This is a genomic window from Shinella sp. GW835-FHT14H05 (genome assembly GCF_058793575.1).
The window spans coordinates 100,824-112,282 of record NZ_JBXAFY010000016.1; the positions used below are offsets into that span (position 1 = coordinate 100,824).

The window sequence follows — 11,459 nt, forward strand, 5'->3', positions numbered from 1 at the left end:
AGACAGCGGCAATACCGCAAGAGCTAGGAAGCCGTGTGGCCTTTTAGAAGGTCCCTCAGGATATTCGCGGTACGATTGGCGCCATCCAGTTGCAAATCGGGCACATTTTTCTCAGTTTCGGCGCAAAGCGCGCGCGAAATTGCGCCTGCCATCGTTTCCGCAGAAAGCTCATGCTCCGCCACGACGACCGCCCGGCCGAGTCGCTCCAGGCGCTCGGCGCGCGCCGTCTGCTCCGTCTCGCCACCCGACGCGAAGGGCACCAGCACCGCGCCGCAGCCGGCCTCCAGCACATCGCAGACCGTGTTGTAGCCGGCCTGCGAGACCGAGAGGCGCGCGGCGGCAAGCAGGCTGCGGAAATCGGTGCGGAAGCGCACGAGGTCGACATTCTCGCCCGCCTGCGCGGAAAACCGGTCGAAGTCGGCCTGCGGCAGGTTCGGGCCGGTAATGACCAGCCAGCGGCCGCTGTCGGCAAGGCGCTGCGATGCCTGGAGGGCGGCCTCGACCAGCCCCGCGCCGACCGCGCCGCCGCCGGCGGAGACGACGATATCGTAGCGCTCGACCGCGGGCGTTGCCGGACCTGCGCCGACGAGGCCGGTATAGACGACGCGGTCGGCAATCGCGTCGGCCAGCGGAAAGGTGTCCTCCAGCCGCACGAAACCCGGATCGCCATGCACCAGCACCCGGTCGAAATGGCGGCGCACGAGATCGATGGTCTCCTCGTCGCGGCCGGGCTTGGCGCGCTCCTGCAGGATGTCGCGCAGCGAGGTCATCAGCAGCGGGCGCGGCATGGTGGCCTCGATCGCGTCGATCAGCGGCAATAGTTCGAAGCGCACCTGGCGGCGGCCGAAGGGGAAAGCCTCGATGATGACGATGTCGGGCCGGCAGGCATGGTAGGCGGCGAGCAGCCGGTCGCGCCGGTCGGCCTTGAAGGCCTCGTCGACGACCTTGCCGTCCTCGTCGACGAGGGCTGCAAAACCGCCGTCACCGACGGCGATCGCCGGCAGCGCGACATGGTCGATGCCGGGGCCGGGAAAGCCATCGACCGGCATGCCGCCGGTGACCAGCGTTACGGCGAAACCGTTGGCGCCGAGCGCGCGCACGATGCGGCTGGCGCGCGCCAGATGGCCGATGCCGAGCAGGTGCTGCACGTAGAAGAGGACGCGCGGGCTGCTCATGCCGTCTCCCGCGCTGCGGTTTCGAACAGCGATTTCAGCTGGGCGATGCTGGTGTGATGATCGAAGCTCGCGCGCACCTTGGCTTCGGCGGCCCGGCCGAGCCGGTCGCGCAGGGCGGGGTCGCGGATCGCGCGTTCGAGGGCTGCGGCGAGCGCCTCCGGATCTTCCGAGGGCACCAGCAGGCCGTTGACGTCGTTTTCGAACAGTTCGGGAATGCCGGAAATATCGGTCGCGACGCAGGTCAGCCGCTGGCTTGCCGCCTCGACCAGCACGTTCGGCAGGCCGTCGCGGTCGCCATCGGCGGTGATGCGGCAGGCGAGCGCGAAAATATCGGCCTCGCGGTAGCCGGCAAGCACATCCTTCTGGTCCACCGCGCCGAGCCAGCTCAGCTTTTCCGTTATGCCCAGCTCCTCGGCCAGCCTCTGCAACATCGCCCGCTCGCCGCCATCGCCGGCATGTACGAAGCGCCAATGGAGGTCGGCGGGGAGGCGGGCCAGTGCGCGCAACAGCACGTCATAGCCCTTCTTCGGCACCGCGCGCCCGACGCTGATGATGGTGACGGGGTCCTGCGGGTCGGAGCCGTCGCAGGGTGGGCGGGGATTGTCGGCGGCGGGTGTGCAGCCGCAAGCGTCGTGTGTCGGTTGGGCGATACCCCCCTCTGTCCTGCCGGACATCTCCCCCTCAAGGGGGGAGATTGGATGGAGCAGCGTTTCGCCCATCTCGGAGGCCGCCGTTTGAGCACCGTCCTCACCGCCAGCCGATCTCCCCCCTTGAGGGGGAGATGTCCGGCAGGACAGAGGGGGGTGCTCCGAACTCCCCGCGTCGATGGACGGAAAGCGATCCAGATCGAGGCCGTGGTAGCTCAGATGCACCCGGTCGCGGTTCTCTGCGGCAAGCGTTTGCAGATGCGCGTGCCCCGTCTTCGTGCAGGTCACGGCCCAGTGCGCGGTCGAGAGCTTTTCGGCGAGTTCCCAGTCCTCGGAGGTCCAGATGTCCTTGGCGTGCGCCGAGACGGTCCAGGGGATGCCGAGCATCTTGCTGGCATAATTGGCGACGGAGGCGGGGGTGTGGATGAAATGCGCGTGCAGCCAGCCGGCGCCCTCCGGCCATTCGCCGACGAGCACCGCCGCCTGGCCGAAGCGGCGGAAGCGGTTGCGGCTGAAATCGCGCGGCAGGTCCTTCAGGAACTGCCGCAGGGCCGCGCCGAAACCGGGCAAGCGAAAACTTTTCAGGAGGCCGCGCAGCACGCGGATCGGCTCCTGGTGCAGATATTCCGGCAGGTAGAAGACCGGCGCCTTGATCTCGTCGTGCACGGGATGGCGCTTGCGATCGGTCGGGTGGCGCAGCGACACGAGCACGAGGTCGAGCCCGGCCCGCTCCAGCCCGAGCAGTTCCTGCGCGATGAAGGTTTCCGACAGGCGCGGATAACCCTTCAGCAGCACGACGATCTTGTGCGGGGGCGCCAACGCGGTCTCGCCTCTCACTCGCCGGACGGGATCAGTTCGCGCGACGACAGCTCATCGCCGACGATGCGGGCAATGTGGCGCAGGCCCTCCAGCCGGAGGCCCGGATGGCCGCTCGACGGCGGCGGGCGCTTCGGCAGCGCCTTCAGCGCGGCGGCAAGGCGGACCGGATCGCTCGATTCCTCCGGCAGCAGCATGTCGATGAGGCCCAGCTCGGCGGCGCGGGTGGCGCGGATGAGCTGCTCCTCGCGCGGCTGCACGCGCGGCACGATCAGCGCCGGCTTGTCGAAGGAGAGGATCTCGCAATAGGTGTTGTAGCCGCCCATCGCCACCACGCCCTGCGCGCCGGCGACCAGATCCTCCATGCGCGAATCGAACTCGATCACCTCGATATAGGGGATCTTCGCGGCCTCCTGGGTGAGCTTGGTGCGCTCGCCTTGCGGCATATAGGGGCCGAGCACGATAAGCGCCCGGTGGGTCAGTTCGGGATCGTGCTGGTAGGCGCGGATGACGTCCTGCACGAGGTCCGCCCCGTCGCCGCCGCCGCCGGTGGTGACGAGAATATAGTCGCCGGTCGGCTGGTACTGGGCGCGGTCCATCTGCAGCGCGTTGCGATGCAGGAAGCCCACGAATTTCAGCTTTTCGCGCACACCGTCCGGCACGTCGAGGCCGATCAGCGGATCGTAGAAATCCGGCGGGCCATAGACCCAGATGTCATCGTAGAACTTCTCGATCTTGTGCATGACATCCTTGCGCTTCCACTCGGCTTCGAGCAGGTGCGGCGCGTCCATCACTTCGCGAAGCCCGAGGATCAGCCGTGTGCCGCGACCCTTCAGGTAGGCAAGCGTCTCTTCCACCTCGCCGGAAAGCCCCATCGGCTCCTTGTCGATGATGAAGATGTCGGGCCGGAAGGTCTCCGCCGTGTGGCGGATGATCGAGCGGCGCATGGTCAGCGTGTCTTCGAGGTCGATATGGCGCTCCAGCGAGGTATATTCGCCGTTGCGCAGCTTGATGACGCTCGGGATCTTCACGAAATCGACGCGGGCGCGGTAATCGAAGGCGCCGGCGATGGTGGCGCCCGAGATGATCAGCACGTTGAGGCCGCGATATTCCTCGACCAGCGCATGCGCAATCGTCCGACACCGGCGCAGGTGGCCGAGACCGAACGTGTCATGGCTGTACATGAGGATGCGGGCGTGTTCGAAACTCCGGCTCACGGGAAAAGCCTCCAGGCTCGCGCCGGGATCGCCGTCGAAAAGCTCTTGTGCATTGGTCGTCCCAACGATCTCACTTGTAGGGGTCAGCCGCATCGCGCAGTCCATCGCCGAGGAAATTGAAAGCAAGAATGACCAAAACGACAGGTACTACCGGAAAAAGCAGCCACGGATAAAGGGCGATGATGTTGATGCTGCGAGCCTCTGTCAGAAGAATGCCCCAGCTTGTGATGGGCGGCCGAAGGCCCAGCCCGAGAAAACTCAATGCCGTCTCGCCGAGGATCATGCCCGGAATGGTCAGCGTTGCGCTGGCAATCAGATGGGACATGAAGCCGGGCACGAGATGGCGGCGGATGATGCGGGCGCTGCCGGCGCCCATGACCTGGGCCGCCAATACATAATCTTCCTCGCGCAAGGCAAGAAGTTTCGAGCGCACGGCGCGCGCAAGTCCGGTCCAGTCCAGCATGCCGAGGATGATGGTAATGCCGACATAGACGAGAATAGGGCTCCAGGTGACCGGAATGATGGCGGCGAGCGCCATCCACAGCGGAATGCTGGGGATCGATTGCAACACCTCGATGACACGCTGCACGATGAGGTCGAAAATGCCGCCGTGATAGCCGGCAAGACCGCCGATGACGATGCCGAGCACGAAGCTCATCATGACGCCGAGCGCGCCGATGGTGAGCGAGATGCGCGCGCCATAGAGGATGCGCGACAGCATGTCCCGCCCGAGCCGGTCCGTGCCGAGGAAGAAGAACTCGCCGTCCTTGGCCGGGCAGACGAGGTGCACGTCCGACTGGAACAGGCCCCAGAACCTGTAGCTGTCGCCGCGGCAGAAGAAGCGCAGCTTCTGCACGTCGGTCCTGTCGTCGGTATAGACGCGCTGCAGCGTGTCCATGTCGAGCCTCATCGTCTGGCCGTAGACGAACGGCCCGACGAACGAGCCCTCATGCATGAAGCGCAGCGTCTGCGGCGGCGAATAGATGAAGTCGATGTTGCGGGTGTGCAGATTGTAGGGCGACAGGAACTCGCTGATCGCGATCATCAGGTAGACGGCGATGAGGAAGATGCCCGAGGCGAGCGCCATCCTGTGGCGGCGGAACTGCCACCACATGAGCTGGAACTGCGAGGCCTGGGCAATCGTCTTCAGCTCCTCGACCTTGCGCTCGGCGGCGTACGGATCGAAGGGCGCGTCGGAGACGTAGTGGCCGAGCGGCGCGCCGGGTTCGGGAAGCGGCGTCTTCACTTGCGGCTGCCTCCGCCAAGCCGGATGCGCGGGTCGAGGATCGCGAGCGCGATATCGGACACCAGCACGCCGACGACCGTCAGAAATGCGAGGAACATCAGGAAGGAGCCGGCAAGATACATATCCTGGGTCTGGAGTGCCTTGATCAGCATGGGGCCGGTCGTTTCCAGCGACAGCACGATCGCCGTGACCTCCGCGCCGGAAATGATCGAGGGCAGGATCGAGCCGATGTCGGAGATGAAGAAGTTGAGCGACATGCGCAGCGGATATTTCAAGAGAACCCGCATCGGATGCAGGCCCTTGGAGCGGGCGGTGACGACATATTGCTTGTTGAGTTCGTCGAGCAGGTTGGCGCGCAGGCGCCGCACCATGCCGGCCGTGCCCGCCGTGCCGATGATGATGACCGGGATCCAGATATGCGACAGGATGGAGCGGAATTTCTCCCAGCTCATCGCCGCGCCCATATATTCGCGGTCCATCAGGCCGCCGATCGACACGCCGAACCAGATATTGGCGAAATACATCACGACAAGCGCCAGCATGAAGTTCGGCACGGCGATGCCGATGAGGCCGGCGAAGGTCAGGCCGTAATCGCCCCAGCTATACTGGTGGGTGGCGGAATAGATGCCGATCGGGAAGGCGATCAGCCAGGTGAAGATGATGGTGACGAAGGAGACCAGCACCGTCAGCCACAGCCTGTCGCCCACCACGTCGGAGACCGGCAGGCGATATTCGAAGGAATAGCCGAAGTCGCCGACCAGCATGCCGCCGACCCAGTGCACGTAGCGCAGCACCGGCGGCTTGTCGAAACCGTAGCGCTCGCGCAGCTCCTCGATCTCCGCCATGTCGGTCGCCTCGCCCATGGCGCGCAGCTCCGAAATGTAGCTCTCGAAATAATCGCCCGGCGGCAGTTCGATGATGACGAAAACCAGCATCGAGATCAGAAGCAGGGTCGGCACCATGACGGCGATGCGCCCGAGGATATAGCGGATCATCGGGTGGACTCCATGGCGGTGCGTGTGGGGAGCACCCCCCTCCGCAGAAGGGGCAAGACGATGCCGCATCCCCTTCTCCCTCGCGGGGAGAAGGTAGCCCGAAGGGTCGGATGAGGGGGTGGCTCCGAGCAATCAATGCAATTTCTTGCGCCTGCGATCTCCCCCTCATCCGCCTGCCGGCACCTTCTCCCGGTGGGGGAGAAGGGGAGTGTGGCGATGACTGCGTTCAACAGGCGGCTGCCCGACATAAGGGGCGGCATAACCGAGAGACCGAAGGAAAGCTCTCGCCACAACATCACGCACTCTCCTCGTACCAGAACGTATCCGGCATGTAGACGCCGAGGAAGGCGGTGGGTTGGAAGCCGCAGAGGGCCTTGGGGGGGATGTTGCGCAGGCGGCGCGAGCGCACGATCGGCTGGGAAATGCCGTTGACCGTGCCGATGGTGAAGACCTGCTCGGCATGGTGTTTCAACATGTCGTGCCAGATCGTCTCGCGCTCGGCCTCGGTCGTCGTCATCTCCCAGGCGGTGAGCTTGTCGACGAGATATTGCACCTCGGGCATGTCGGGCGGCTCGCCCTTGGTCTTGACGGTCGCGTAATACATGCCCCAGACCGGCCACTGGAGCTGGTCGTCGGCGGTCGGCGCGAGTTCGAGCGGCGACATTTCCGGCGTCGGCACGCCATTGTCGAGCCCGTACCAGACGGACATCACGATCTCGCCGCCGATGGCGCGGCTGCGGAAGATATCGCGCTGCGAGGTGCGCACGAAAAGCCCGAGGCCGACCAGGCGGAAATGGTCGGTGATCAGCTCCAGCACGTCCGTCTCCAGCGTGCTTTCGCCGGCACTTTCCACGACGATATGGGCGGAGCGGCCGTCCGGCAGCAGGCGCAGGCCCTCGTCGTCGCGCTTGTCGAGGCCGGCCTCGTCGAGCAGGCGGTTGGCCTGGTCGGGATCGAAGGCCGCCCAGGCCTTGGCATATTCCGGCTTGAACAGCGGGCTTTCCGGCAGCACCGTGTTGGCGCTCTCCTGGCCGAGGCCGTAGAACACCGCCTTGTTGATTTCCGTGCGGTTCAGCGCCAGCGACATGGCGCGGCGCACGCGCACGTCGCGCAGCACCTTGCGCCAGCCCTCGTCGCCGCAGTTGAGGTTGGGGACCAGCGCGACGCGCGAGCCGAGCGTGCGCTTCCACAGGAGCACGTTGATCGGATAGATCGTCTCGGCATTCTTCAAGAGCGTATAGTCGGCGAAGTCGAGATTGGCGACCTGGAGATCGCTCTCGCCCGTCGCGGTCTTGGCGGAAATCAAATCCGGCGAGGAGACGTTCATCACCACCTTGTCGACATAGGGCAGCTGCGTGCCGTTCTCGTCCACCCGGTGGAAGAAGGGGTTGCGCTCGAAGATGAACTGTTCGGCCGGCGGCGCGGTGCGCGGGCGCCAGGCTTCGAGCGTCGGCAGGTCGGGATTTTCCGGCCGGGTCTGGCGCGACATCTTGATGTGCAGCCCACGCCAGTCGTCGACGCGCTGCTTTATGATGTGCTTTTCCAGCACGTCGGCCGCCTGGAACTTCTTGTGGAACTGCCGCATGTAGGCCGCCGGCAGCGCCAGCACCAGCGGGATGGGCGAGGCGAGCTTGGGCAGGAAATCCGGGATCGGCTTTTCCCAGGTGTAGCGCACGGTCACGTCGTCGATCACCGAGAAGATCGGCGGCTTGCCCTCGACGAGAAGGTCCGTCGGCGGGCCGCCCTTCAGGAGTTCGCGGTTGAGAATGACGTCTTCCCAGCAATAGCGGAAATCCTCCGCCGTGAAGGGATCGCCGCTCGACCATTTGTGGCCCTCGCGCAGGCGGAAGGTGAAGATGCGCTCTTCCTCCACCGTATAGCTTTCGAGGATATCGGCCTGGAGCTTCAGGTCGCGGTCATAGCCGACGAGGCGCGAATAGCTGTTGATCGGCATCAGCCGCACGTCGCGCTGGCCGCCGATCAGCATTCGCACGCTGCCGCCCTGCACGCCGGGCTCCCCGCCAAGCGCCGCCGTGTTGACGACGCGCGGCACCTTCGGCAGGCGCTCGGCGACGGGCGGCAGTTCACCGGCCTCGACCTTCTCCTTCAGATACTTGGATTCTCCACCACCCGCCCGGGCGAGGCCGGGGAGGAAGGCGGCAGCCAAGAGGCCGAGTGTGGCGCGGCGCGTGATCACGATGACAGTTCCCGTACATCGGCATTGCGACGCGCCAGCACGAAATGGCCGCCGCCGAGATCGGCCGGCGCCATGCCGTCGCCGCCGTCATCGTCATCGCGGAAGGCGCGCGCCCAGCTTTCACGCGACACGGCGCTGGTCTTGCCGGCCGTCTCGAAGTTCAACGGGCGTTCGAGATCGGGGAAGGGCACGGCGTCGAGCAGGGCGCGCGTATAGGGATGCACCGGTGCCGTCATGATGATCTCGCGCGGCGCGATCTCGACGATGCGCCCGGCCCACATCACGGCGACGCGGTCGGCCATGTAGTCGACGACGGCGAGGTTGTGCGAGATGAACAGGTAGGTGAGGCCGAGATCCTTCTGGAGATCCTTCAGGAGGTTGAGGATTTGCGCCTGCACGGACACGTCGAGGGCGGAGACCGGCTCGTCGCAGATGATCATGCTCGGCCCGAGGGCCAGCGCGCGGGCGATGCCGATGCGCTGGCGCTGGCCGCCGGAAAAGCTGTGCGGGTAGCGTTTCAGCGAGGCCTCGTCGAGGCCGATGGCACGGATCAGCGCCTTGATCGCCATCTTGCGCTTGGCGACGTCGCCGTAATCGTGAATGTCGAGCGGCTCGCGCAGGATTTCGCCGATCGTCATGCGCGGAGAGAGCGAGGAGAGCGGGTCCTGGAAGACCATCTGCATGCGCGTGCGCAGCGCCTGCAATTCCGCGCCCTTGGCCTTTAAGACGTCGATCGGCCCGCGGCCGTCGTCGAACAGCACGGAGCCGGTATCGGGCTCGATGGCGCGCATCAAAATCTTGCTGACCGTGGTCTTGCCGCAGCCGCTTTCGCCGACCAGGCCAAGGCATTCGCCGCGCCGGATGTCGAAGCTGACGCCATCGACGGCGGGGCGCGCCTTTTCCTTCGCCTTGCCCGGCATCTGCCAGTTGTCCTTGCGGATCGCGAAGGTTTTGGAAAGGTCGCGCACCGACAGGATGATGTCCGGCCCCGTGCGCGCCTGGTATTTCTTCGAGAGCAGGCTTTCCTGGTTGACCTCGATCTCGCGCAGCGGCTTCAGCCGGTCGCCGCGCTGCATGCCGAAATGCGGGATCGCCGCCATCAGGCCCTTGAGATAGGGATGCGCGGGGCGATGGAAGATCGTCTCGACCGGCCCGGCCTCCATGATCTCGCCCTGGTAGATCACCACCACCTCGTCGGCGATGTTGGCGACAACGCCGAGATCGTGCGTGACGAGCAGCACGGCCATGTCCATCTGCAATTGCAGGTCCTTGAGCAGCTTCAGGATCTGCGCCTGGATGGTCACGTCGAGCGCCGTCGTCGGCTCGTCGGCGATCAACAGCGCCGGGCCGCAGACCAGCGCCATCGCGATCATCGCGCGCTGGCGCATGCCACCCGACAATTCGAAGGAATACATGTCGTAGACCTTGCGCGGATTGTGGAAGCCGACGCGCGACAGCATGTCCTCGCAGCGCTCGCGCATTTCGGCGCCCGTCAGGCCGGTATGGATGCGCAGCGTCTCGCTGATCTGGTCGCCGATCGTGTGCAGCGGCGAAAAGGAAGTCATCGGCTCCTGGAAGATCATGCCCATGCGCCCGCCGCGGATCGAGCGGATCTTCTGGCCGTCATGCGGCAGCGACAGAATGTCGATGGGGGCCTTGTCGGAGAGCGGGTCGTCGAACAGGATCTTGCCGGAAACCCGGGCGCTCGGCGCCTGCAGGCCCATCGTCGCCAGGCTGATGACCGATTTGCCGGAGCCGGATTCCCCCACCAGGGCCGTCACCTTGCCGGGCAACACCCTGAGGCTCGCGCCCCTGACGGCCGTGATCCTTGCGCCCATCAGCGCGAAGGAGACGTGCAGGCCTTCAATCCGCAGCAGGTCTCGCGGCCGGCCGATCCCATTCGAATCCATATGTACTTTCTCGCCTGTCGGATATTTATCCATACGGCTTTTTCTTGTTCCCCGCCTTGACACTAGCGCGCGTATTTTTTTCTGTCCACGCCTTACTTTACGGCAGGTTTGGGGTTGTCGTTGCTCGGGCGCGGACCGAATATGACAGTCCATATTGCCGTGCACCGGCGCCTCCTTAGGACAGATTGATGTCAGCCAAGCAACGATTGAACGCGGAACTCGAAAAAGCCGCCGCACAGCGCGATGCCGGCGCTTTTGACGCGGCGCGCGCGGTGCTGGAGGCCGTGGCGCGCGATCCGGAGCGTTCCGCGCTCGGGCCTCAGACCGCGCTCGGCCTGCCGCGCCGCCTGCATTCGGCCTTCCTGAAGCTCGCCAAGGCCGAGCGCGACCCGCTGAAACGCATCGGCTACCAGTATCATCTCGTGCCCGATCCGGCGGTACTCGCGCCCTTCACCGCCTTCACCTCCACCGAGCGGCGCGCGATCGCCGAGGCCAACCGCACGTCGATCCCGCCGATCATCCACCAGGTATGGATCGGCGACGGCCCCATTCCGCCCTCGACCGAGGCCTGGGCGCGCCATGCCAAGACCCATGGCTACGGCCATTTCCTCTGGCGCGAAAAGGATCTCGAAACCGCCGGCGTCTTCGAAAACGCCGCCTTCCGGGCGATGCTGGAACAGGGCGATTATCCGGGCGCGGTGGATGTCGCGCGCTACCTGCTGCTGGAGCAGGAGGGCGGCATCTATCTCGATTGCGACTGGTATCCGGCGCGCACCGATATCGGCTTCCACGATATCCTGCCGATGACCGGCCTCATCGCCATGGCCGAGGCCGTGCCGCGCCAGACCGGCCGCGGCAGCCTGCTGCTCGCCAATTCCTTCCTCGCCGCACCCGCGCATCACCCGATCATCCTGCGCCTCAACGACGCCCTGCCCAAGGCCATCGAGAGCATGCCGGACGCCCCCGCCTGGTGGTCGACCGGCCCCCTCCTCTTCACCGTCATCGCCCGCGGCGGCTCGCTGACGCTGGCGGATGCAGCCATCGTCGCCGCCGAACTGCCGCGGGGGGCGCCGTTTTCGGACGTGGAGGCGGCGTGCAGGGCGGCGGAGGCGGGGGATGGCGGGCTGCTGTTGGCTTGGAAGTCCTGGTAGGGGCAGCATCCCCCTGTGGCCTGCCGGGCATCTCCCCCTCAAGGGGGAGTGTTCATGTTGGACTCGCGAGGCGTTTTCTTGCGAGGAAGATGTCGAGTGTGATCT

Annotated in this window: 7 protein-coding genes and 2 pseudogenes; 1 reads left to right on the forward strand and 8 read right to left on the reverse strand. The window is 65.6% G+C overall.

Features of this window, described 5'->3' with window-relative positions:
- Positions 1 to 23: 23 nt before the first annotated feature.
- The 8 genes and pseudogenes from AC1Q6Z_RS29895 to AC1Q6Z_RS29930 all read right to left on the reverse strand — a co-directional run bounded on the left by AC1Q6Z_RS29895 (position 24) and on the right by AC1Q6Z_RS29930 (position 10,203).
- Complete coding sequence (locus AC1Q6Z_RS29895) at positions 24 to 1,175, reverse strand: glycosyltransferase family protein (RefSeq protein WP_492650140.1); 1,152 nt, start codon at positions 1,173 to 1,175, stop codon at positions 24 to 26.
- A pseudogene (locus AC1Q6Z_RS29900) lies at positions 1,172 to 1,771 on the reverse strand (glycosyltransferase); the annotation flags it as partial. The pseudogene AC1Q6Z_RS29900 and the gene AC1Q6Z_RS29895, both read right to left, overlap by 4 nt.
- Before the next feature lie 225 nt (positions 1,772 to 1,996).
- Positions 1,997 to 2,641: pseudogene (locus tag AC1Q6Z_RS29905) on the reverse strand (glycosyltransferase family protein); the annotation flags it as partial.
- A 14-nt stretch (positions 2,642 to 2,655) separates the two neighbouring features.
- Complete coding sequence (locus AC1Q6Z_RS29910) at positions 2,656 to 3,855, reverse strand: glycosyltransferase family protein (RefSeq protein WP_435268172.1); 1,200 nt, start codon at positions 3,853 to 3,855, stop codon at positions 2,656 to 2,658.
- Positions 3,856 to 3,925: 70 nt separating this feature from the next.
- Positions 3,926 to 5,101, reverse strand: coding sequence for an ABC transporter permease (locus AC1Q6Z_RS29915; protein WP_439629310.1), 1,176 nt, complete (start codon positions 5,099 to 5,101; stop codon positions 3,926 to 3,928).
- Positions 5,098 to 6,096: an ABC transporter permease gene (locus tag AC1Q6Z_RS29920; RefSeq protein ID WP_256119227.1), complete on the reverse strand. Its 999-nt coding sequence runs from the start codon at positions 6,094 to 6,096 to the stop codon at positions 5,098 to 5,100. Before AC1Q6Z_RS29920 ends, AC1Q6Z_RS29915 begins: the two co-directional genes overlap by 4 nt.
- A gap of 295 nt (positions 6,097 to 6,391) precedes the next feature.
- Positions 6,392 to 8,293 carry an ABC transporter substrate-binding protein gene (locus AC1Q6Z_RS29925; protein WP_492650141.1) on the reverse strand — a complete coding sequence of 634 codons (1,902 nt, stop codon included), beginning with the start codon at positions 8,291 to 8,293 and terminating at the stop codon, positions 6,392 to 6,394.
- Positions 8,290 to 10,203 carry a dipeptide ABC transporter ATP-binding protein gene (locus AC1Q6Z_RS29930; protein WP_492650142.1) on the reverse strand — a complete coding sequence of 638 codons (1,914 nt, stop codon included), beginning with the start codon at positions 10,201 to 10,203 and terminating at the stop codon, positions 8,290 to 8,292. Before AC1Q6Z_RS29930 ends, AC1Q6Z_RS29925 begins: the two co-directional genes overlap by 4 nt.
- Positions 10,204 to 10,391: 188 nt before the next feature.
- Between AC1Q6Z_RS29930 and AC1Q6Z_RS29935 the strand changes: the two genes are divergently transcribed.
- Positions 10,392 to 11,354 carry a glycosyltransferase family 32 protein gene (locus tag AC1Q6Z_RS29935; RefSeq protein WP_492650143.1) on the forward strand — a complete coding sequence of 321 codons (963 nt, stop codon included), beginning with the start codon at positions 10,392 to 10,394 and terminating at the stop codon, positions 11,352 to 11,354.
- Positions 11,355 to 11,459 lie beyond the last annotated feature (105 nt).

What these genes read in the sequence shown, in the direction of transcription:
- AC1Q6Z_RS29895 (WP_492650140.1), bottom strand. Translation starts at nt 1,175, where the DNA reads ATGAGCAGCCCGCGCGTCCTCTTCTACGTGCAGCACCTGCTCGGCATC.
- AC1Q6Z_RS29920 (WP_256119227.1), bottom strand. Translation starts at nt 6,096, where the DNA reads ATGATCCGCTATATCCTCGGGCGCATCGCCGTCATGGTGCCGACCCTG.
- AC1Q6Z_RS29930 (WP_492650142.1), bottom strand. Translation starts at nt 10,203, where the DNA reads ATGGATTCGAATGGGATCGGCCGGCCGCGAGACCTGCTGCGGATTGAA.
- AC1Q6Z_RS29935 (WP_492650143.1), top strand. Translation starts at nt 10,392, where the DNA reads ATGTCAGCCAAGCAACGATTGAACGCGGAACTCGAAAAAGCCGCCGCA.